At 46.6% G+C, this 23,346-nt stretch carries 21 protein-coding genes; 7 read left to right on the top strand and 14 right to left on the bottom strand.

Annotation, left to right across the window (positions count from 1 at the left end; all coding sequences use genetic code 11):
* The first annotated feature begins 16 nt into the window (after window positions 1-16).
* Genes H7T88_RS00580 through H7T88_RS00570 form a run of 3 tightly spaced genes read left to right on the top strand, consistent with a single transcriptional unit; the run spans window position 17 to window position 3,712 of the window.
* On the top strand, window positions 17-1,390 hold the full coding sequence (locus tag H7T88_RS00580) for a YheC/YheD family endospore coat-associated protein (RefSeq protein WP_154958186.1): 1,374 nt from the start codon (window positions 17-19) through the stop codon (window positions 1,388-1,390).
* Window positions 1,390-2,496 (top strand): YheC/YheD family endospore coat-associated protein, encoded by a 1,107-nt coding sequence (locus tag H7T88_RS00575; protein WP_221786547.1) that lies wholly within the window; start codon window positions 1,390-1,392, stop codon window positions 2,494-2,496. Before H7T88_RS00580 ends, H7T88_RS00575 begins: the two co-directional genes overlap by 1 nt.
* A 37-nt stretch (window positions 2,497-2,533) precedes the next feature.
* A complete protein-coding gene (locus H7T88_RS00570; RefSeq protein ID WP_221786454.1) occupies window positions 2,534-3,712 on the top strand; it encodes a YheC/YheD family endospore coat-associated protein in 1,179 nt (392 codons plus the stop codon).
* Between the two features lie 174 nt (window positions 3,713-3,886).
* Here the strand turns inward: H7T88_RS00570 and H7T88_RS00565 are convergent, their stop codons facing one another.
* From H7T88_RS00565 to H7T88_RS00525, 9 genes are all read right to left on the bottom strand, one after another.
* On the bottom strand, window positions 3,887-5,797 hold the full coding sequence (locus H7T88_RS00565; RefSeq protein ID WP_221786453.1) for an alginate lyase family protein: 1,911 nt from the start codon (window positions 5,795-5,797) through the stop codon (window positions 3,887-3,889).
* Window positions 5,794-6,129, bottom strand: a complete 336-nt coding sequence (locus H7T88_RS00560) for a cupin domain-containing protein (protein WP_154958190.1) — start codon at window positions 6,127-6,129, stop codon at window positions 5,794-5,796. Before H7T88_RS00560 ends, H7T88_RS00565 begins: the two co-directional genes overlap by 4 nt.
* 93 nt (window positions 6,130-6,222) lie before the next feature.
* Complete coding sequence (locus H7T88_RS00555) at window positions 6,223-7,623, bottom strand: ABC transporter substrate-binding protein (protein ID WP_221786452.1); 1,401 nt, start codon at window positions 7,621-7,623, stop codon at window positions 6,223-6,225.
* A 129-nt stretch (window positions 7,624-7,752) separates the two neighbouring features.
* Complete coding sequence (locus tag H7T88_RS00550; protein ID WP_221786451.1) at window positions 7,753-9,360, bottom strand: helix-turn-helix domain-containing protein; 1,608 nt, start codon at window positions 9,358-9,360, stop codon at window positions 7,753-7,755.
* A 14-nt stretch (window positions 9,361-9,374) separates the two neighbouring features.
* The gene (locus H7T88_RS00545) at window positions 9,375-11,120 is read right to left on the bottom strand and encodes a sensor histidine kinase (protein WP_221786450.1); all 1,746 of its coding nucleotides are present in this window, start codon (window positions 11,118-11,120) and stop codon (window positions 9,375-9,377) included.
* Window positions 11,121-11,236: 116 nt separating this feature from the next.
* Entirely contained in the window at window positions 11,237-12,118 is an 882-nt protein-coding gene (locus tag H7T88_RS00540; protein WP_221786546.1) for a carbohydrate ABC transporter permease, read from the bottom strand.
* Window positions 12,119-12,140: 22 nt separating this feature from the next.
* A complete protein-coding gene (locus H7T88_RS00535; RefSeq protein WP_221786449.1) occupies window positions 12,141-13,031 on the bottom strand; it encodes a carbohydrate ABC transporter permease in 891 nt (296 codons plus the stop codon).
* 285 nt (window positions 13,032-13,316) lie between these two features.
* Window positions 13,317-14,003 carry an HAD family hydrolase gene (locus tag H7T88_RS00530; RefSeq protein WP_154886764.1) on the bottom strand — a complete coding sequence of 229 codons (687 nt, stop codon included), beginning with the start codon at window positions 14,001-14,003 and terminating at the stop codon, window positions 13,317-13,319.
* A gap of 29 nt (window positions 14,004-14,032) precedes the next feature.
* Window positions 14,033-15,013 carry a Gfo/Idh/MocA family protein gene (locus H7T88_RS00525; protein ID WP_154958194.1) on the bottom strand — a complete coding sequence of 327 codons (981 nt, stop codon included), beginning with the start codon at window positions 15,011-15,013 and terminating at the stop codon, window positions 14,033-14,035.
* Window positions 15,014-15,296: 283 nt separating this feature from the next.
* Between H7T88_RS00525 and H7T88_RS00520 the strand changes: the two genes are divergently transcribed.
* The 4 genes from H7T88_RS00520 to H7T88_RS00505 all read left to right on the top strand — a co-directional run bounded on the left by H7T88_RS00520 (window position 15,297) and on the right by H7T88_RS00505 (window position 18,906).
* A complete protein-coding gene (locus H7T88_RS00520) occupies window positions 15,297-16,934 on the top strand; it encodes a thiamine pyrophosphate-binding protein (protein WP_221786448.1) in 1,638 nt (545 codons plus the stop codon).
* A gap of 12 nt (window positions 16,935-16,946) precedes the next feature.
* Window positions 16,947-17,315 carry a carboxymuconolactone decarboxylase family protein gene (locus H7T88_RS00515; RefSeq protein ID WP_221786447.1) on the top strand — a complete coding sequence of 123 codons (369 nt, stop codon included), beginning with the start codon at window positions 16,947-16,949 and terminating at the stop codon, window positions 17,313-17,315.
* A gap of 194 nt (window positions 17,316-17,509) precedes the next feature.
* A complete protein-coding gene (locus tag H7T88_RS00510) occupies window positions 17,510-17,851 on the top strand; it encodes a hypothetical protein (RefSeq protein ID WP_154886770.1) in 342 nt (113 codons plus the stop codon).
* Window positions 17,852-17,913: 62 nt separating this feature from the next.
* On the top strand, window positions 17,914-18,906 hold the full coding sequence (locus tag H7T88_RS00505; RefSeq protein WP_221786446.1) for a 3-oxoacyl-[acyl-carrier-protein] synthase III C-terminal domain-containing protein: 993 nt from the start codon (window positions 17,914-17,916) through the stop codon (window positions 18,904-18,906).
* 374 nt (window positions 18,907-19,280) lie between these two features.
* On the opposite strand, the gene H7T88_RS00500 is transcribed toward H7T88_RS00505, so the two are convergent.
* The 5 genes from H7T88_RS00500 to yfkAB form a co-directional block, all read right to left on the bottom strand.
* Window positions 19,281-19,850, bottom strand: a complete 570-nt coding sequence (locus tag H7T88_RS00500; protein WP_090920145.1) for a manganese catalase family protein — start codon at window positions 19,848-19,850, stop codon at window positions 19,281-19,283.
* A 22-nt stretch (window positions 19,851-19,872) separates the two neighbouring features.
* Entirely contained in the window at window positions 19,873-20,148 is a 276-nt protein-coding gene (locus H7T88_RS00495) for a spore coat protein CotJB (protein WP_090920142.1), read from the bottom strand.
* Window positions 20,120-20,410 carry a spore coat associated protein CotJA gene (locus H7T88_RS00490; protein WP_090920510.1) on the bottom strand — a complete coding sequence of 97 codons (291 nt, stop codon included), beginning with the start codon at window positions 20,408-20,410 and terminating at the stop codon, window positions 20,120-20,122. The genes H7T88_RS00495 and H7T88_RS00490 overlap by 29 nt, the downstream gene beginning before the upstream one ends.
* 272 nt (window positions 20,411-20,682) lie before the next feature.
* On the bottom strand, window positions 20,683-22,029 hold the full coding sequence (locus tag H7T88_RS00485) for a hemolysin family protein (protein WP_221786445.1): 1,347 nt from the start codon (window positions 22,027-22,029) through the stop codon (window positions 20,683-20,685).
* Between the two features lie 46 nt (window positions 22,030-22,075).
* Window positions 22,076-23,212 carry a radical SAM/CxCxxxxC motif protein YfkAB gene (gene yfkAB / locus H7T88_RS00480; RefSeq protein ID WP_221786444.1) on the bottom strand — a complete coding sequence of 379 codons (1,137 nt, stop codon included), beginning with the start codon at window positions 23,210-23,212 and terminating at the stop codon, window positions 22,076-22,078.
* Between the last annotated feature and the right edge of the window lie 134 nt (window positions 23,213-23,346).

Raw genomic sequence — 23,346 nt, 5'->3', positions numbered from 1 at the left:
GATAGGAGGATAAATCATGAGTTTGACCTTTTGCAATCTGCATTTCACCCAAAAACCCGAAAAAGTGGTGTACGTATCTAATGCTTTAATGAAAAGCCTTAATCTGTCCGGCAAAAAAACGATACATCTGCGGTTCGGGCGTGATCGCGTGCCAGCCACCATCAAACCGATTCGCAAAGCGGGGAAACATCTGTATCTGGCATCAGGCATCCGCAACTTAATGAACGTTCCCAAACGTGGCAGCATTTATCTTCGCAACCTCCAGAATGATGAAGTGCAGCTGGGACCGCTCATCGGGGTGCTGTCCGACGGTTCTTCTTCAAGCTCGAATCCGTTCGGCTCACGTACCGGTTTCATCAAGCAGTTGCTCCGTGAAGGAAGCCGTAAATCATATATTTATGCCTTCACTCCGCGAGATATCAACTGGCAGAACGAGACCGTTACCGGGTACTTCCTCAATGAGAGCGGAAGCTTCTTCCGCAGGACGGTGCCACTGCCCGATGTGGTTTACAATCGTTTGCCGAGCCGCCGCTCCGACTTTTCGCCAGCGATCAATCAGCTTCGGGAACGATTCATCCGCCGCAAAATTCCTTTTTTCAACTGGAGCTTCTTCAATAAGTCGGATATTTACAAGTTGCTGGAGAACGAACCCACCGCAGGACGTTATATCCCGGAATCCATCACCAATCCTACAATTGACCAGATGAGGGAAATGCTTGAGCGGCATCAGTTCGTTTATTACAAACCCACCGCCGGCAGCCTTGGCAACGGGATCTACCGCTTAACCTACTCACCTAAACGTGGATATTTTGCACGTTATCGCAAAAAAGGGGGTAACGCCCTGTTGCGCTTTGGTTCATTTAATAGCCTGATGCGCATGCTTCAAGGCAGACATGGCAAGCAGTTACGCGGCTACGTCGTTCAACAGGGAATACGGCTGATTGAGATTGACGAATGCCCTATTGACTTTCGTTTCCACATGCATAAGAACGGGAACAATCAGTGGGTTGTTGTTGGCATCGGTGCCAAAAAAGCCGGACGCGGAAGTGTAACAACTCACATCAAAAATGGCGGCTCTCTAATGACCCCTGAACAGGCGCTCAGTCGCAATTTCGGGGAACGTGCGGGCGAGGTTCTGCAACAGGCGAAATCCGTCGCTATTACACTGGCCCAGGCGATTGAATCCCAGCACCAGCATCTGATTGGTGAGATTGGCTTTGATCTGGGCATTGATCAGGAGGAACATGTATGGATGTTCGAAGCGAACGCCAAACCCGGGCGCTCCATCTTCCGTCACCCTTCACTCCGGGTGGAGGGCAAATCGTCGGTGGAACACATTTTGGAGCACTGCCTGTATTTGAGCAAATTCCGGAAGAAGGACAGCATTTGATGAGCCTTCATGATGATTTCAAACCTGTGATCGCTGTACTCACCATGCATGATCAACAGCGTATGTTCAGAGGAAATCATCAAAATTTTCAGGATATTTTGCAAACAGGTGAAAGCATGGGCTACGTCGTTTATATCGTGACAGTCCGCGATCTTAATATGACTGGACCTACCGTGAAAGGATATACGTACAACAAAGGGAGCGGCAAATGGACTTCAAAGCCGTTCCCTCTCCCTCATGTGCTCTATAACCGTATTCCTAACCGGGAAGATGAACGCAAACCCTCGGTTCAACGTAAAATTGAAGAATGTCTGCAATCCGGTATTGAATTGTATAACCCGTATTTTTTCAATAAATGGAATCTGTTTGAATGGCTCAAAAAATCCAAGTCTACGCAGCAATTGATTCCTCATACCCGGCGGATGCGCAGCGCATCTTCACTGGGTACGGTACTTCGCACCTATCCTTATTTGTACCTGAAACCGGAGAGCGGCAAAGCTGGCAAAGGCATCATGATGCTCAAATTTCAAGAAAAAGAAAAGCTGCCTTACCGACTTAAAATACAGAACACTCGAAAAAGTATGACATACAAGGCAGCCACGTTATCCAAGTTATGGGCCCGAATTCGCAAAGAAACCGGACATACGCCCTATATCATGCAACAAGGCATCGAGCTCGCTTCTTCTCACAAACGACCTTTCGACCTTCGTGTGCTTGTGCAGAAAAATGGCAAAGGGCAATGGAGTGTGACTGGCATCGGTGCACGACTGGCAGGCTCACGCAGCATTACAACTCACGTGCCTCGAGGCGGAAGTGTAGAAGACCCGGAAAAGCTACTCACCGAGCTATTTGGGGAAGAAATGACTACAGCTCTAATGAAACGGGTAAAGTCTACCTCCTTAATGATTGCCAGGCAGGTTGAGCGCGGTTCGGGACATACACTTGGTGAAATGTCGATGGATCTTGGCGTGGATGATCTGGGGGAGATCTGGTTTTTTGAAGCCAATGCAAAACCGATGAAATTTGATGAACCACAGATCAGGCGGCGTTCTCTGGAACGCATTTTCCAGTACAGCGCCTATCTTGCCCGTCAGTCTGTACGATGAATGGCAGGAATACTGCATACAAAGAAGGTGATTGTTTGTGTCCTCACCTGTTCTGGGCATTATGACATTGTATCTGAATGAACACCGCGCTCTGGAAGAACGAAGCATCTACCGCCGAATGATTCTGGAGGGGCGCAAACGGGGACTTGATATTTATGTATTCACACCTGCTGATGTCCATTCCGGCGGCAGGCAGATCGAAGCGATGGTGTATGACGAAAAGAATGGCTGGTCCAGGGAATGGCGCGCATTCCCGGATCTGATTTTTGATCGGTGTCGCATTCAGCGAAACCATCGTTTCCAGCAGCTCCTTGCCTTTCGTGAAAAATACGGACATCTGCTCTTTCTGAATCGACCTTTACGCAATAAATGGACCATTCATCAAACCCTGTCCGAGCAATCCGCCTTCCGGCAGCATTTGCCGGAAACGATTTTATTTCAGGACATGTCCGATGTAAACCGAATGCTCAAGGTGTCCCCGCTGATCTATCTGAAACCGATCAACGGCACAGGCGGACGCGGCATTTTGCGCATAGAACGTAGCAGCAAGGAACCCAGTACAGTGCTCGTTCAAGGCCGCGATCAGAAACGCCGCATTATTACACCGCGTAAGGTTCATCTATCCAGGCTCGGCCCCCTGCTCCAGCACTGGAACATGAAAGATAAATATCTGGTGCAAAAAGGGATTCAGCTCCAGCTTCCTAACGGCAGGGTACATGACTACCGTATGCTGGTTCAGAAAAATGGAGAAGGCGAATGGGAACTCACAGGATGCGCAGGACGAATGGGCGCTGAGAAAAGTGTAACCTCGAACCTTCATGGAGGCGGGCAGGCCATAGCCATGCAGCGTTTGATGAAACAATGGATTCCCGAAGAAGAACTGCGAGAAGAAGTGACAGCAACGGCAGCAAAATTTGGCATTGATGTAGCTTCGTTCCTTGAGGATACGTATGGCGATCTATGTGAGCTTGCACTGGATTTGGCGATAGACAAAAGTGGGCAGATCTACCTGCTTGAGGTCAACCCCAAACCTGCCCGTGAAGTCTTTGCCCGAATTGGTGAACGAAGCATTTATTATAAAGCGATCACACAGCCGCTGGAATATGCTTTATGGGTATACCGTAACCGTCCTGCTCAAACGGTTAAAAAACCTCCCTCTCCCAGGCCCGTTACTTCTAAAGCAACGAGGCTGAAGCGAGGCCGGAGAGTGAAATAAACCAAATCGCTGATCATACATCGTAACCCTAGGCTGGGCAAAGTAAAAAGGATTGCAGGTTCAGTAATAAGCTGAGCCTGCAATCCTTTTACGGTTCCACACCATCCATCCTATCTAGCTGTAAGCATGGAGCTTATCATTTTATAAATTTCAGCATATGCAAACAGGTTCTAACTACTTCCAGTCCACCTGATGTTCGTCGATCACAATCCGGGCTTCCTGACCGCGGTACTCGTAATCTAGCGTGAACCTCATTTGTTCCGGCTCCAGTGCACATCCTGTCACTTTCACAGCTTCTTCTGATTCGTCAGCCGGTAGGCCTATGGCCACAACGCCCACTTTGCCAGAAAATTCAGCTTTGCCTTGAATAACAGCCGTTTCCGATTTCGAGCCGTAGATTTCAGATACCCAGCCCACCTGTTCTGTCAACTCAAACGTTTCGCTGCCATCCCCCGCCATCAAAAATTTAATGCACAGCTTAGTGGAAGAATCGTCAAATCGAATGCCTGCTCGCTGTTTCGCTTGATCTTCCTTGCGCAATACAAGCAGTGCATCCGGATGCAAATGGAACCGTTGCTCCAACGTGTGTTTTTTTTTACCATCCAGCCAGTCCACCACCAGAAGCAGAGGTACGCTTTTGCCTGCAAGCACCCACCGACGATGGCTAACCGGATCGGGAAGGTGTGTATATCCATCTTGTGAAGCATCCATAAAGTGATAGTTGGCTTGGCTCTCATAGCGATGTGTTGTCGCTTCCGCCTCAGGCTCACCCCATTGCTGAGTGGATACATAAGGTGTCTGATCTGTCCCGTCTATGGTAATCGTATTATGTGCCCGCGTGCTTTTGAAATAATGACGCCACTGCCCTTCTTCATACGTATAACGTCCCGTATCCGTAAAGAACAGCCGGTTATTCCACATCCATTCGATGTTCAAAGCATCCGCATGACCGTGAGCACCACCCATCGGAGCTGCATCAAAGAACAAATATTGCTTCTCATCCCGCATCACATAATATCCGGTTTGGGGAAATGTACGGCTTGTCAATGAACGGGATGCACCAGCCTGCAGCCTGACACACTGCTCGTATTTTGCCACACCCACCAGCCATAGGCATTCTGAACTGTCGGTTCCGCGAGCCATGAGATCCTCGTCTCCCAGAATTGCACCTAACAGTGTCAACCGTTGTCGTCCATCACTAAGCCAGTCCGAATCTCCAATGCCCGTCGATTGATGATCCGGTCTGATCATCGCTTCGGTGAACGCGGCCATATTCCGTAAACATTCCCCATACCACGCCGAGAACGGATGTCCCGAAATACCTGCCAGCAGATACGGTGTACCAAACATCTCAATACTCGCGTTATGATAGTGGGTGTTCAATTCGACCTGGATTCCCTCTTCATTCAACTGATGCAGCAGACACAGCTCCAGCCGTTCGGTAGCCACTTGACGCCAGAATGGACTGCGTGGATGCTCCTTGTAAAAAGCCGCAATCATAAACAAACCCTGCATATGCATAATGGCATGATTAATTTCCGTACTGCCGAGATAATGCGTCAGGAATTCCGCATGCTCCTCCAGCCCTTGCAGAAATTCGGCCCGAAAGGCATCGTCCAATTGCCGACTGGATTCCATATATTTGTACGCGGCAATCCAGGATTGCACACGCAGACCTGTTTCAAGCAAACGCCAAGGACCTGGTTTCTGAAAAAAAACAGCTTCATCATATGGCAGATGAATAGGCACAGGATTCTGTTCTCGCCACGTACGATAGTGATCGATAAAGGTAGTCACATATAACGGGTTGCCTTTCATCAGATAAGCTTTACCCAAATCAAGCATATGCCAGTGCCTGTTAATGCCCCACGTGAACTCCAGATCATTGGTCGGATTGTGAAGCCAGTCCACCGGCGTCCCCAGTGGAATCCAGTTGGTTAGATCATTCGTATATGGCACAATAAATTCGTTCAGAATAGCACGGTTGGCAATCGTCACTGAATTGCGGGCTTCCTCTGGAAAATGCTCCTGGTAATATAGCGCTGCCTGCTGCAGTTCGTCTGCTGAAAGGTAAAAATCACTCATTGGTCTGCCTCAAGAAAATCCTGACGGAATGGCGTAAACACATCCAGTATAATCGCATCTTCCAGCGCTTTTACCCCGTGCGGCACATTCAAGCCTGCATAGAAGCTGTCTCCCGCTTGGAGAACCTTGGTCTCTTCGCCTACTTGAACCTCAAAGCTACCCTTTACAATATAACTGACTTGCTCGTGCGCATCATGGGAGTGAACTTCGCCGATCCCACCTTTGGCAAAGGTAACTTCGACCATCATGAGTGTTCCACCCATCCCCAAAATTTTGCGTGAACTTGTTTCGTTAATGATATGTGGTTTTACGGAATTCTGGTCAATAATCATTGGATATTCCCCTCTCCAAGGCAAGATAATTTTGAAAGTTTCAGTAAAGTGAAGCGACCGAAGTATGAATACAACGGCCGCCATGTTTAGATTTTACTCTTCTTTGGACAGTTTACCTTGAAGCTTGGATGAATCAAACGATGGATCTGCCGCAATTTTAGTCAGGCCTGCCGCTTTGCTTTTCTCAAGTGCTGCATTATACCGTGTGTTCAGATCCTTGATTACGCCATCCAGATCACCACCAGTGAATACGTAAGCGGAGAAAGCTTCAGCCCATTTCATACCTTCCAGCGAGCTCTCTGTAATCACACTTGGATTGGCAGGGAAGATCGCGTCATACTTCTTAGGTAAGAAACCTTCGATACCTGGAATGCTAGGTTTTTTATCGGAGCTGAGTACAGCAGGAATCAGAGAGATACCGTATCCTTTTTCATAATACTCGCTTTGCAAATCCGTGCTGTATACGTACTCCATGAACTTCCAAGCTGCTTCTTTGTTTTTCGAGTCCGCATTGATGCCGATATAGGAACCACCAATGACTTGCGAAGCCCCTTTAATCGTACCATCGTCTGTTGGAACAGGAGCGGCACCCCAATTTTCTTTGGTCGGGAATTGATCTTTGTAGACGCCTGGCTCACCGGAGTGATTGATGTACATCCCGATTTTGCCTTGTGCAAATTGTGCTCTCAGTGGATCAATATCCAAGCTTTCCACACCCGGAAGCATGCTGCCATCTTGATTCATCTGACGAAGTGCCTGGGCAATCGACTTGTACATGTTGAAGTCAAACTGACCTGTCTTGTAGTTAAAGCCGTCGATACCTTCGTTCGTGCTTGCACCGGCAATGGTGTTCGCCGCTCTCCAGAAACCGCTACCACTTTTGAATGGGCTGGCGAAGCCATAGATGCCTTCACTTTTACCTGCTTCGGTAATTTTCTTTGCGTCTGCTACCATCTCAGCAATGGTTTTAGGCGGAGAAGCAATGCCTGCTTTTTGGAAAATATCTTTATTGTACACCAGTCTCCAGATCTGGCCTGTATTCGGAAGGGTATAGACTTTTCCATCAATCGTATTTTTATTTTCGATCAGGCTGTCCTTGAACGTTGCCTTCATGGCATCGCTCATATATCCGTCGATTGGAGCAAGGTACCCCTTTTGATAATACGTTTGGAAATCGTCGATTTGAAACACATCAGGAGCTTGTTTACTCGCAAATGCGATATCAACGGCCTGCGGATAATTATCACCCATGACGGTCATTTCTACTTCAATGTTGTCTTTGTTGGTCTGGTTGAACTGCTCGATCTTGGATTTCATAAAATCAGCATCGTGTCGATCCGGAGTCCAATAGACCACTTTCGTTTTGCCACTACTCTGTTCTCCGCCGCCAGCAGCAGCCCCGCTGCCCTTTGTCGTTCCACTGTCTGTCGAACAACCAGCTACCGTTAATGCAAGCACAGCACTTAGTGTAGTCATCATCCACTTCTTAACCATTGAAATGCCCCCTTATGCTTGTCTGGACAACCTGTTTGGTTCCCCGTTAACGTAATGATAAACGTTCCACTTCTGTCGAAGTGAGGGACATTCTGACTATGCAAGGTGGGAAAAATGACGATCTCTGTCTTAGCCGTTCTCATACATCTGCCGAAAATGTGTAGGGGTCATGCCACAATACTTTTTGAAAAGGCCACTGAAATACGGTCTGTCCTCATACCCCAGCATCTGGCATATTTCCTGTACCTGTACACCCGCAACCAGCAGTTCCTTCGCCTTTTCCATTCTTAACTTCGTAATATATTGAATAAGCGTCATACCCGTTTCCTTCTTGAACGCATTCGCAAAATAACTTGGACTTAAGTGAACCGACTGGGCACAAGTCTGCAATGTGAGATTTTCGGACAGATTCATGCTAATAAACTCTTGGGATTTACTGATCGCCTGTTTAACATCCGTAAGCCTTTTCTTATCCATGATCTCGCATCCCATACTGCTGAAATGCTTGATGTAAGCTCCCCAGCCCTCAAACGTCAACGACCGCATCGCTTCAAGCACGGTCAAGTCTGCTTCCAGACGAAGCCGTTCTTCTTCTGTGATCTCATCACAGAACGCCCGGTAGATCGCAAATGCGAGTCCTGACAACAGACGGATCATCGTCAGTGGTTCGGGAAAACCTTTGGCGTTCTGCCAGACTTCCAAAATATCATCGATAATTCGGTGACAAGAGCTTTCATTGCCACATTTCAATGCGTAAAATAGCTCCTTTTCCTTTTCCAAAGGATAGACGGGAGCAACCACATCCTGATTCTCCAGTTCTGCATACTGGAAGATGCAGTTTCCTTCACTGTAAAAACGATAAGATATCGCCTTGTCCGCATTGGCATAAGATATCCAGATTTCTTGTGGTCTGCGAGCGATCGTTCCGACTCCAATGGATATAGTCTTTTTGCTATATTGCTCCACATTGTGGCGGCATTGCTCCATAAGATCGGATAAATCAATATGTTCGGAAGAATTAAATATAGCCGCCAGCCGGTAACGATTCTCACGTAATACAATGCTTCTCGTATACCGATTCAATGTCTCGCTGACGATATTCTGAACCGCAAACGGAACGATCTCTGCATCCAGATGCATCGTCGATCCATAGCGTGTATAGCCATCAACCTCAATGACCATAACGTTGAGGTTGGAGGAATCCAGCTCAATATCAAGCTCGTCCCACCGGCTTTCATTCAGAAATCCGCCAATCTCATGCCGAAGCAGACCCAGAAGATAACTGTGACGTTCGTACTCACTGCTGCTAACCGCTTTCTGTTTCAGCTTTTGAAGTTGCTGCGACTTCGCTTGTTCACTCTCGATAACCTGTCTCACTTTTAGCACCGCACCCAAAATCTCCTCAGGCGTAAACGGTTTGAGCAGATAATCGAAGGCTCCGAGCTTGATCGCTTCCTGGGCGTATTGAAAATCGGAGTATCCGCTAATAAAAATAAACTTGGAGCGCAGTCCAGCATCCATTGCCCGCTTCATGAGTTCGAGTCCGCTGAGCCGAGGCATTTTGATATCCGTAATGACAATGTCCGGCTGCTGTTCAATCAGAAGCGACCAGCCTTGCTCTCCATTGTTCGCTGTGCCAACAATCCGCACCTCATGATCCTCCCACGGAATGGTGGAAACGATGCCCTTGACCACAGCCTGAATATCATCCATAACACACATCGTCAGTTGCTCCATACGTACGCTCCCTCCTAGCTAATCGGAATGGTAATGACTACCGTAGTCCCCACGTTTATTTCACTACGGAACACAAGCGAAGCTTGCTCACCGTACTGTAGATTTAATCGATCAACCAGATTGGATATAGCATAACCTTTCCGGTTCCCCTCTATTGTTTCTTCCGCATTCATTTTCGCTACATCCATGCCGCATCCATTGTCCGTGACCTCCAAACGGAGTGTATCTTCAAGACGATGAATCCGGATCAGAATGCGTCCTAAATCTTCCTTATCATTAAAACCATGCAGGATCGAATTTTCCACCAGAGGCTGAAGCAAAATTTTTAGAATTTCGATTCCTTTGCAAGATTCCTCTGCCTCAATCCGGTATTCAAACAAGTCTTCGTAACATTGCTGCTGTAACTGCATATACTGCTCGACGTGTTTGATCTCCTGCTCTACGGTGGTCATGTCTTTTCCATCATTTAACCCGAGTCTGAACAGCAGAGAAAGAGAGACAATCATGGCGCTGACATCCTTCTTCTCCCCACTCTCGCTTTTCCAGAACATCGTATTTAACGTATTGTATAGAAAATGAGGATCAACCTGAGCTTGAAGCGCCTTCACTTCCAGCCGCCGCTTATCCTGTTCCGTTGCTCGCACCTCTTCAAACAAAACCTGAATCTGATCGAGCATCCGATTAAATCGATGTCCTACGGCACTGACCTCATCGTCATATTTGCTGCGAAAGCGTACGTCCAAGTCGTTGTACTCCACCTCGACCATGAGCCGCCGCAATTTGTTCAGCGGTTTCAGCAGCGCAGAGGATAACAGGTCGGACAACGCGAGCGCCAGCAGGATGCAGAACAGCATAATCAGGATGACCAGCCAGCGAATCTTCTTCAGTGGAGATAATAAATCGGCCTTGGACTGAACACTGACCATAACCCAGTCCTCATTCATCGATAGAGCCGAGTAATTCACCAACATATCTTGTCCCTGTCCGTTGGTATACGTGAAATCACCTGACCCGCGATCTAATCGTTGTGCAAATCCAGGCTCTGTTACCAGATCAAAAGTGCCTGCTCCCGGACGAATGACCTCACTTCCATTTTTATGAAGTAAAAACAATTGTACCTGACTGTTCATCAGATCCTGATTTAAAATATCTCGCATGGCTGCTTCCCTCATGTTAACGACCATGTATACCTCCGAAAAGGTATGGTTATCGATCACAATCGGTTTAAGCAACAGTGACAGCACATTACCCCGGGATTGGAATAATTCGCTGGGATGTGAACCAAACCACATCGTATTCCAGCCGGGCCGTTTGACAACTTCTCCATATTCCTTGTCAAACGCATTGCTTTGATTCGGGAAGTCTTTTGTCGAGAAAAAATTGCCGATCGGTGTCTTCAAATATGCGGTATCAATCAGCGGCTCTACCAGCTTCAACTGGGCAAATGTGGTCTGAAGCAGAGAGAGATTCTGATAATAACGCCCATCATTGTGATTGCGCACATCCTTCATCACCTGTGTGAACGTGTCACTCAGCATGAACGAATAAGATGAAACGACGATATGACGCAGATGCTCGTCCATAACCTGTACGGACTTGTTCAGAATGCTCTTCTTTAATTCAAGCGCGTTCCGCTCTATGCTTTTGGCAGCGAAGAGATAAGAGAAAATGCCCGTCACACTGATACACAAAACAACGAGAAAAATGTAGATGAGCTGTATCCGTTTTTTCAGAGACATTTTGTAGAAAGTTGACTTCAAAGGCGGTCGCTCCTTGAACAAGGGCTGGCCCTGTCCGCTGTAATTAAAAAGAGTATAGCACAGCGGAATCTGCACGGAATACCGTTCCCCGAAATCTCTTCCTCAGCTTTACCGCCCTAACCTTTGACAGCCCCCAGCGTAACTTGCATGAATGATTTATTTGCAAAAATGTATACAACGAGCAGTGGCAAAATGGACAGACAAGCTCCAGCCATCATTAATTGCACCTCAGCTGCAGCCCCGATGCCGTAGCGAAGGTTCGCCAGACCAACCGGCAAGGTTTGCAACTTGGGATTGCTCATCGTGAATACGAACGGGAGAATATATTCATTCCATGAGTTCTGGAAAACACCTAGTCCCGCAACAGCCAGACCCGGACGCAAGAGTGGTAGAATAATCCGCCAGTATGTGGTAAAGAAGTTACAGCCATCAATCATCGCAGCCTCATCCAATTCACGGGGGATACTCTTAAAGAACCCAACGAGAATAAAATAGGTTGCCGCATGGGCACTGATTAATATGATGATGACACCCCACAGCGAATTATTCAGATCCAGCTTGACCATGAGATCAAACTGTGGTCTAAGTACCACAGCACCGATCGAAATAAACAGTGTGGATGCCATGAGCAGGGTATACGCTTTTTTGCCTTTAAAATTCACCCGATCCACCGCATACGCTGCCATGGACGATACAAGCAATGTTCCTACCGTTGTGGCGATACTTACAAAGATGCTGTTAATCGTAAATCCGGAAAAATTCGCCGTCTTCCAAGCCTGGCTGTAGTTCGTGAACTGCCATATCTTCGGCCAGATTGTTGCTCCTCCGGTAAGTTCCTGGTTGGTTTTGAACGATCCTAGTAACACGAGGATGATTGGGAACAGGGACAAGATCGCAATGATCAGCAAAAATATAAAGAGAATGGTTCGCTTCGTCCAGCGAGTCCAGCGGAATGAGCTTGAATTCGAAGATGCAGGTGCAAGCACGGTTTGAGTCATCATCGTTCCCTCCTAATCATGATTAGTAGACATCATTAAGCTTTTTGGAAATCTGGAAGTAAATGAGCGTCACTGCCCCTACAATAAGAGCTGTTGTGAATCCAACTGCACTTCCGTAACCAAGCTGTTGCAAAGATTGTGTGTCCGCCGAAACAGGGAACAACAGTTTGAACAGGTACAGATACATAACCTCCGTTTTGCCATAGGGCCCACCCTCGGTTAAGACCATAATGCTCTCGTACCCCTTAAGTGCTGTCGTGATCGCTAGCATAATGATCATCTGCATTACTGGTCCGAGTAGCGGAATCGTTACATTGCGTAATTTTTGGAATTCGCTTGCTCCATCCAGTGATGCTGCCTCATACAGCTCCTCCGGAATGCTTTGCAGACCCGCAATGAACAACAACATATAGTTTCCGACAGCACCCCAGATCGCAATAATGATCGTTGTCAGCATCGCATGATTCGCATCCAGCCAACCAATTGGCGAGGATATGATGTGATACTTCATCAGCAGCTGATTCAGAATGCCGTTATATGAATTGAAAATGATGAAAAAAACAATCGCCATGACAGATGCACTAAAAATGGTTGGAAGATAGAAAACCGCTCTGAACAAAGAGCGGCCACGCCACTTGCGATTCAGGATAATCGCCAGAATCAGAGATAGCGGAATGGTGATGACGAGTTTACCAAGTGCATATATCCCCGTATTTTTTACCGAATCCCAGAACTGTCCATCACGAATAATCCGTGCAAAGTTATCAAGTCCGATGAAGATCGGCTTCCCGATGCCCTGATAATCATAGAACATGTAGCGCAGAGCCCATAACAACGGATAGATTCCGAATACCAGTGTGAGAAAGAGACTTGGGATGATGAAGATGTAGGCGTTCAGTTTGGATGGTTTCATCAGAATCAGACCCCCTATAGCTTTTGAATGAAAGTATAGAGGGATTTACATCATATGCGGGATAGGGAAATCAACTTTCTACAGGGGAGAATGTGACTGCGTGCGAAAACGCAAAAAACCTGCATAGGCGCAAAAAGGCCCATACAGGTATGTGATAAAAAGCTGTAAATCGTTGATAAAGCTGTTGCTCATGTGCTGTTTATTGATAACCAGACATACCCTACCGAGGCCAGGTAGCTTTGAGTTTGTCAGGGGTGTTGCCGTGATCATGCAGTGTTAAAACACTTATTCTGCTTCTTCATATAGACGGAGCAAATCAGTGAAATCTGAGATCAGTGCATCGGAACCGGCAAGTTCTTCATCCCTGCCGAATCCGGCATAAGCACAGCCGATAACGGTCTGGTTATTCATTTTGCCCGCTTCGACGTCCGAAGAACGATCACCTACCATCCAGGCATCCTGAATCCGATGTTTCTGCAGCAAAATCTGTACCAAGTTAATTTTGGAAGGTGTCTTGTACTGACCTGCACTATATACCCCTTCAAATAGCGGCATGATCTCGTGTGCGAACGCAACCCCCTTGACATAATCCTCAAGCCCATTGCTGGCAACAAACAGACGAATGCCTTGGGCTTTCAGTGCTGTCAATGTTTCTTTGACACCGGGATACAGTTTGGAGTCGCCTCCATCGAGTCCTTCGATCTCAAGTTGCAACAATAATTCATCGGCACGACGATGAGCTGCTTCGGATGCTTCAGGCATAACAACTTTCCAGATATCTTCAAGCAACATGCCCAGACTTCCGAGCATCCGCTCTTCCGGCGGGGTTTCTCCTTCAAAATGCCCCTCTGCACGCAACGTATCAAATAACTGATGATACGCTGGCAAAAGCAAGGTCTCTGTCTGAAACAACGTGCCATCCATATCAAAAATCATCGCTTCCGGTTTACGTAAACCCGATATATTGGTCATATGCAAAATTCCTTTCGGAGTGAAATTGGTTAATTTGTAGATGAATTACTGTTCCGAAGTGCTTCAAGCACCTGTTGCGCCTCGTACCCATCGTGGAACGTATAAATCCTGCCCGGTTTCTCCTGAATACGGGCAATGACATGTTTCAACACAGGCAGTTCGCTGGAAGATTCCAGCACTTCCACGGGGGACAACGGCTGTCCGATCTTGCCACTCATCAATTCCTCCCAATTTTCCAGCGCAATGGTGCCCTCGGTGCCATATACAACCATGGACACACGCTCCTCGCCAGCAAAATGAGAAATCCCCTGCAGATGAACCCTGGTTCCACCCTGTACTTCAAGTACAGCCTGCACTTCCTGTTCACAAGCATCAGGTTGATCGGCAGGATAAGTTACTTGAGCATTCAGTACACGTAGACGCCCGAATACATTCTGGATCATATGAATCCAGTGAATGCCAACTTCGAGGATAAAACCTCCCTGATCCCGGCTTGTGATCCATTCATTCTGCTGCCATGAGCGCGGCCACTGCGGGAACTGCAGAATCAGGTCAATTTTGCGAATGTCACCCACTGCCTGTTGTTTAACCATCTCTTGCAACTTCAACACAGCTGACTCATGCGGCATCGAAAAATGAACGGCGTGAACCACACCAGCTTGCTCAGCAGCTTCGACCATTTTGCGCGCTTCTTCTAAACTGTTAGCGAGCGGCTTTTCACAGAACACATGAATTCGACGGTCCAGAGCGTCCATAACCACCGGATAATGATATTTCGGCGGTACAGCAATGTAGACGAGGTCAATCTGCTGTTCATCCAGTAGCTGTTTATAATCACGATATGTTTTCACCGATGGACGGGTTGCTGCAAATTCCTGCAAGCTTTGCTCATTCGCATCACAGACCGCAGTAATCTCAACGGAGATATCCATTTGAGTATTTTCCGCTTGATGAATCATATGTAAACCCATCTTACCCAGGCCGATTACAGCCATTTTCAATGATGTCATTGCATTCCCTCCAATTCAATTTCAGTATAGCAGAAATCGTGGATTAGAACCGTTGATCATGCATTGCGTTATCCCGATATCGCTTCATCGCGTCAATATGTATAGGTAAATAGCCTCGGGTCATTGGAATCAGGAAAAGGATTGACAAAAAACCACAAAAAAAGATACCATTTCTAGTACCAAGTAATTCTTCTTCTTACAACCTTAGACAAATACCAACATGCACAATTGGATAAGCCGCCTGGTTCTTAAAACCTACTACTTTGAAACGAGGTGTCCACGCGTGAGAACTGTTGCGGACTACTTAGCAGAAACGCTACGCAATCTGGGTGTCACTCATGTATTTGGTATTATCGGAAAATCCATCTGTCCCGCTCTTCTGAAAATGGTAGATTACGGTTTGGAATTTATCCCAGGTCGTCACGAAGCCAGTTCAGGCTTTGCCGCATCGGGTTATGCATTGCAGACAGGCCGTTTGGGCGTAGCCTTCGCCACCTCTGGCCCTGGAGGAACTAATCTGCTCACCGCAGCGGCCCATGCCAAAGCGAATAATCTTCCCGTTTTATTTCTTACCGGCCATCAATCTATTCAGGAACTGGGCATCCCCCAGTGTCAGGACTCCTCTTCGTATTTGGCTGATCTGGCCGAAATGTTCAGACCTGCCACACTATTCAGCAAACTGGTCGAACGTGGAGATCACTTCGGAACCATCTTGAATCATGCCCTTTCTATTGCACTTGGCCCAAACAAAGGTCCTGTCCATCTCTGCCTGCCTTTTGACGTACAAACGGAGCAACTTCCAATATGTCGTATTGTTATTCCAGAACCTGAGCCATTGCTCAGCATCTCAAGTTTGAATCGAATCCTGCCTTTACTGCATCAAGCAGAACGCCCATTAATCATTGCAGGTAAAGGTGTAACTCGTGCCGGGGCGCATGAGGAACTAAAGCAATTAGCCGAAACATTTAATATTCCAGTCGTGACAACTCCTGGGGGAAAAGGAGCGATAACATGGGATCACCCCTTATATCATGGCCCCTGTGGTGTTGGCGGATTCCCAAACGGGGACGAGATGTTGAATCAAAGTGATCTGTATATTGTCCTCGGCTCCAGACTGAGTGATATGACGCTCTGTAATCTCAAGCCGCATAATCATCCGGCACAGCTGATTCAAATCGATACCGATCCAACTTTCGTAGGCAAAATCCTTCAATCTCAGACCTTACATATAACAGGGGATATCAAAGACAATCTGCAATATCTGCTCAGCACCTTGCCATCTTCTCTTACGTCTGCTTCTACAGGTACCTTCGAGTCCTTTGAATATCAAACTCCATTACCAGATCTGCCGCATCTGTCACTTGCTGCCGTACTCGATCAGATGAGCGAACTGCTTCCCTATGACCACAAACTGTTTGTTGATGATGGAAGCCACGGCTTTCATGCCGTCCAGCGTTACAAAGTGAAGAAACCCGGCAGTTTCATATTTGATGCCTACTTTGCCTGCATGGGGAATGCCATCGGCATGGCTATTGGTGCCAAAGCGGCTTCACCTGAAGAAACGGTTGTATGTATCACCGGAGATGGATGTTTTATGATGCTGGGCACAGAAATCAATACAGCCGTATGCAAGGATCTTCCTGTTATTTTTATCGTTGTCAACAACAAACAGCTGGATATGGCCTTGAAAGGCATGGAAAAAACGACGGGACGCATCGATGGCACACTTTTCGAGGTTCCCATGGATGCAGTCAAGTTTGCCGAGTCTCTTGGAGCTAAGGCTTTCCGTGCAGAAACGTTACCGCAGTTCTCAAGCGCACTGGAAGCCGCTTTGGAATTAAATCAAGTTGCTGTCATCGAGCTGTTGACCGACCGGGACGAGATCCCACCAACGGCTCATCGGGTTGTCAATCTAGATTAGGAGGTACGAGTCATGAGTGACCAAGTGACCCAAGGGTTAGATCGTTTTGCCAAGCTTTCCGGGGAATATGGTGCGAAGGCACTTGCTCCGATTAAGGAGCATTTTCCCGAACTGTCCGAATTTATAATGGGAACGGCATATGGTGATATTTTTCAGCGGACAACCATTACAGATCAGTGGAAAGAAGTCGCCATTATTTCGTCATTAATTACACAGGGACAATTCGAACAGCTTGGTGTGCATTATGCCATGGCCTTAAGTGTGGGTATTACCGTTGATGAACTTAAGGGAGTATTGCTTCATCTGGCACCGTGTGTCGGTGCTCCACGTATTATCAGTGCATTTAATGTATTGCTTGCCACGCTTGAGGAAATCCAGTAATTCAACGTTCTACATTTTTATACATTATTCGACCTTTTTATTGATCTTTTTACATTATTACCTTTATAATATGGGTAAATTATCCTTCCAGCCTTACAACCTGGTACCGCTCACTTTAGGGGCTATTGGACTGCTCCATTCATTCCATAGAGGATAGTTTTCACTCATTTTTTACAAAGGAGAGAGAACGCGCAATGGGAAAGTTTAATCTACAAACGGATGCTTCAAACAAGGTGTTGCACATTGAATTGGAAGGTTCTTTTTCTCAAGAGGATGGTCTTCGTTCGATCTCGGCTTATCAGGATACGATATCTGCCATCAACACCAAGGAGTTTAACCTGGATATTGACTGCAAAAAGTTGAATGTTACTGCCCCCGAGATTGTACCTCTTCTGGAGGGATGCCTGGCCATGTTTAAAAAGGACGAATACAAAAAAGTGGTGTTAACCTTGGAGAACAATGCCATTCTGAAAATGCAGCTCGCCAGACTTGGCCGGACCGTAGGGCTGGACAATTTGGAAATTATTTCGGCGTAGCTCCCTGATTTGTATGATGCTTTAATGACAGCTCTGCCTTTCCACTTAAGAGGAGGATGACGATGGCTGGAATTCGTATTGTAGATATCGATATGTATCACCCTGAAACCAAGGTGCACAATGATTTTTACATTGAACATTTTGATGCCAGAGGGGTCGATATTCGTGGTTTGTTAAAAGCACTCGGGCGTGAGTCACGTTACAAAATTGATCAGGAGGACGAAAACTCACTGACCATGGCCTTCGAGGCCACCCGAAAGCTACTCGCTAAAACCGGTTTAACCGGACAAGATATCGACTTGATTGCGTATGCAAGCCAAACACCGGAATATATTTTTCCTACGAATTCCTTAATGATTCATCATCTGATTAGCGGAGCAGCCCACACCATCTGTATTGATAGCAATGCCAACTGTGCAGGCATGACCGCAGCTTTTGAACAGGTCAGTCGGCAGATGCTTGGTAATCCAAGAATCAAGCGTGCGCTGATCATCGGCTCAGACTATGTTGCTCCTCATGCCAGTCCGGATGATCCGGTTTATTTTGCGAATTTCGGAGATGCGGCCGCAGCTGTAATTGTAGAACGGGATGAACATGCCGTTGGGTTTATCGATTCAATCTACCAGACGGATACCTGTGTATATCAAAATTCACTCTTTCCAGCCGAAGGACTCGCGAAGCTTGGAAGCACGGGTGTTGATGCAGGAGCTTTTCATGTGAAATTCACACCCTTTGACGATTCAATCTGTGTCGATGCAGCTTCAGAGTCCATTCGTACGTTGCTGACACGGAATGAAATCAAGCCGGATGAGATTAAAGCCGCCTGTTTCTCTCAGCTGTCCATTGCTAACATTCGTGCAGTGTCCGAAAACATCGGCATTGCTGATGACATTGCTGTATATATTGGCGACGAATTTGGTTACACCTCGACAAGCAGCCCGTTTATAGCCATGCATCGAGCCATTAGCTCCGGGAAACTGCAACGCGGTGACAAAGTGTTGTTCTGGACCGTTGGAGCCGGGTGGCAAAATGTTGCAATGGTCGTGGAATACTAAGGGCAAAAGCACTTCTACAATCTTATATGTTCAATCTGCAGGACGACCTTGAGGAACAACTCTTCATTCATCGTCCTTTTTTTGATCTTATTTTTTCAATCTATATAAATTCAACTAAAAATTTTACACAGTCCACTCCGATAACAGAAGAACCTTCCATTCGCTGTTATCCCCAGATTTTTTTGAATTCCCTTTTCCAAAGGGAAAAATTCGGTGATAAAGGCGACCGCTTCGCTTTTCCAGGTTTTTTCTGTCCTCTCCGTTAACGTGTAAAAGAACAGTTCAACTTATATTATTGTACCTGAATATAAAAAGCAGCCCACCTGGACTGCCCTTTATCCCTTACGCTACATTTGTTGCTGATTGGCCCATCGTCAAAATATTTTCTTCGTTTCCCGATCATCCTTCAGAATTTCAACGGCCTCCCGGAACCGCAGTGAGTGCACAATCTCGCGTTCCCGCAAAAATTTCAGACTGTCCTGCAAATCCACGTCATCCGTTAAATCAATTAACCATTGATATGTAGCCCGAGCTTTCTCTTCGGCTGCGATATCTTCGTACAAATCCGCGATCGGATCACCCTTCGCTTGAATATAGGTGGCGGTAAAGGGTACTCCAGCAGCGTTATTGTAAAAGAGTGCTCTGTCATGTGCCGCATAATGGGCATCCAACCCGGCCAGCTCCAATTGCTCAATCGTGGCATCCTTGGTGAGTTTGTAAATCATCGTTGCAATCATCTCCAAGTGAGAAAATTCCTCCGTCGCAATGTCGTTCAGTAGACCGATAATTTTGTCAGGAATCGTATAACGTTGATTCAGGTATCGCAGGGCTGCCGCCAGTTCTCCGTCTGCACCGCCATATTGTTCCATCAACAGCTTCGCCATATGAGGATCACATTTACTCACCCGAACTGGATATTGCAATTTTTTTTCATATACCCACATGCACAGGACGCCTCCTTCGATTTTATACTTGCCAAGGCCAAGGTGTCTGGGACCACTCCCACGGATATTTGGAAAAGGCATGACCAAAATTCGTCAGCGGACCGTATAACTGCTGAAATTCATGTGCAACGCGCATCCGTTCCTGGCTGAACTTGTTATACTGTTCGATGCTTTGAAAATCTCCCGGATGTGTATCCAAATACAAATTCAGCTCAACCAGAACAAAATCCAGCGCCTGTAGTTCCTCCAGCAGTTCGTAATATTTGGCGTCACAGGCTTTCGGCTGTTCCTTCTCCATCGTTCACCACCGCCCTTTCCTTCGTTTTCTTCGAGGTATACGGACTGTACAGCGCCGGCCACAATGTGCCGAGCCTTAAAGCTTCAGCCGGACTGTATTGCGGCCACCCCATCGGCTGAAAAGGAATAAATAATTGCGGTGGAACCAGATACGTACGAATACCTAGAGGTTTACACGGATCAAACGGACCCACAAAAGGAACATAAGCCCGAACCTGAGGATCTTTCAGAGGATCTTTCAATCGAAACGCCTCCTTTATCATGCAATCACATGCATTCTGGGCATTACTCCATAAGGCATACAGTACATCCCCATCATTTCCTGTCCTTATAACCATATGTCGAGATGATCAAGATAATCCCTTTTTACAGAAACTATAAGAAGGATTTTGCCATTGCAGAGCAAGCTCACTTATTCCCGACATGCAAAAAAAGACCTTTGAAAGGTGTCATAACACCAGCTCAAAGGTCTTACTTAAAAATCTTGTTTATCCGCTATTGTTCACATCGATTATCATCCGGAGACAATAGAAGATCACTGCTCATCTTCGAGAGGTTCTTCTTGTTCTTTCAATTGCTTGTACACTTTGACCCGGTTAATTCGTAGACGTGTAGACTCTTCGACTTCAAAAACATAGCCGTTCCGTTCACGTGTTCTCCCCTTAGCCGGACTGCCTTCCAGTTCTTTGAAGAGCCAGCCGCCAATGGTATCTACCTCTTCATCCTCAATGATCGCTCCGGTCCATTCATGAACTTCCTCAATCAACGAACGTCCGTCAATCGAGAAAGCCTCACCGATTCGTTCCATATGTGGCCGCTCATCCTCGAATTCATCATACAGATCCCCAACGATCTCTTCCAAAATTTCTTCAGCCGTCAGCAAGCCTGCAGTCCCTCCATATTCATCGACAACGAGCGTCATCTGGGAGTGCTTTTTCTGCATTAAACGTAACACATGACTGATCTCCATCGACTCGGGAACGTTCAGAATCGGACGTACCATTGAAGCCAGATCCTGTTGTTGCTCCGGTTCTGCCAGAAGCAAGTCCGTAATATGAATAAATCCGATAATCTCGTCCTTATCTTCTACGGCAACCGGGTAACGGGAATGCTTCGTTGCGTTGATGATCTTTAGATTTTCCTCCAGGGACAGATGGGTATACAAACAGTCCATATCTGTACGAGGTAACATAACTTCGCGAGCCAGCATATCGGAGAAATCAAAGATATTATCCATCAGCTTGATCTCATCCTTGTCGATGACCCCGCTTTTGGCACTCTGTTTCATCAGGATGCGAAGCTCATCTTCGGAATGGGCCTCGCTTTCACTCGCGGGTTCAATACCAGCCAAACGTAATAAAGCATTCGCTGATGCGTTAAGAACCCAGATGAACGGAAAGAAAATTTTATAAAATAATAGTAACGGTGCCGATAAAAGCAACGCCACTCCATCTGTTTTTTGAATCGCCAGCGATTTTGGGGCCAGCTCACCAAGTACAATGTGCAGAAACGTAATGATACAGAATCCGATAATAACGGATACCGTTGTAATCAGACTTGTATCGGAAACGCCAAGCTTAAACATCAGCGGTTCCACAAGCAGTTTGGAGATCGCAGGTTCCCCCAACCATCCCAGTCCGAGAGATGTCAGTGTAATCCCGAACTGCGTTGCCGACAGATAGGCATCCAGTTTACCGTTCACCTTCAGGGCGTAACCAGCCAGACGGTTTCCCTCACTCTGCAATTGTGTCAGGCGTGTCTGTCTTACTTTGACGAGAGAGAACTCTGCTGCGACAAATACACCATTCAAAAATACGAGCAAAAAGACACAGACCAGATTAAATACCAGCTGTCCAAGATGAAATTCGGTATGAATGCCCAAGATGTAACTCCCCTTCTCTGTCTATTTCAGGAATGCACCTGGAATATTAACGTAAAATAGCTTTTCTAGATTTGAAGTCCACGCCTTTATAATACATATCGGCCACAAGAAGATTTGGCCCGCAACACGATGCAGCATCACAATGGCAATTTACGGTCTGATTGAGCGGATGCTCCGCAGACCATTCATGGAATACATCATCCAGCTTCCGATCATGGATATTGCCGAATGCAGGGATATCGGCAAAATCAGTCACGTACACGTTGCCAGTAAACATGTTGACGTTAACACGGTTGCGTCCGTCCGGATCATTACGAACCGTTACATTCGGTTCTCTGTACAAGCGATTAATAAGCTCACGATCCTGCTCAGCTGCACTGCATGCAAAGAACGGTAGTGTTCCAAAAAGCATCCACATGTCTTTGTCACGGACATCAAGCAAGCGATGAATGGCATTCCTCATGTTCTCCAGTGATAATACTGGAAGGGAGGATGCAAAGTTAGAGTTGTACATCGGATGTACTTCGTGCCGTACACAACCCATTTCCCGAATCAATTGGTGAATGCCGTCCAGCTTATCATGCGTCCGATAATTAATCATCGACTCAGCAGAAATAAACATTCCAGCCTCACTTAGCTTGCGGGAGTTTTCCATCATCTTTTCATACATTTTCACGGCGACTTCACGTTTTACCGACCTACCGCTGTTGGCAAATCCCACCTGATGGAAATCATCTGCATTCAAATAATTGAAGGAGATGTGCATCACATCCAGATACGGGAGAAGTTTTTCATAACGGCTGATATCCAGTGTCAGATTAGAATTGATCTGGGAGCGAATTCCGCGTTCCTTCGCATATTTAAGCAGAGGAATGATCATCTCATCCACCGTCTTTTGGCTAAAGCTGGGTTCACCACCTGTCAAACTGATAGTCTGCAGATGCTCCACCTCATCAAGTCGTTTCAACATTAGTGAGAGTGGCAGTGCTGGTGCCTCTTGCATCGTAAGCATATCCCCCACGGCACAATGCTCACATCGCATATTGCACAGATGTGTCACTGTCATTTCTACACTGGTCAGCACATGCCGGCCATATGCACGCAAAGAGCCAATCGGATCCCACGGATCATTCGTTGGCGATAATGGCATCGGTTGTACCGATCCTGAGTTTAGCATGGTCATTGTTCTTCACCTTATTCCTTTTATTAACCTAAAAAGTTTTATTTACATCATATCCGAGATTACTTTTTTGGGAGTTATCTTTTATCATAGCACAATTATGAATCTTCCTGCACAGCCAAACCCTGACCATTACA

The sequence above is a fragment of the Paenibacillus cucumis (ex Kampfer et al. 2016) genome (assembly GCF_019748695.1).
Lineage (GTDB): Bacteria > Bacillota > Bacilli > Paenibacillales > Paenibacillaceae > Paenibacillus > Paenibacillus polysaccharolyticus.
Note: the sequence above shows the minus strand (reverse complement) of the source record. Positions and strands in the feature narration are given on the sequence as shown.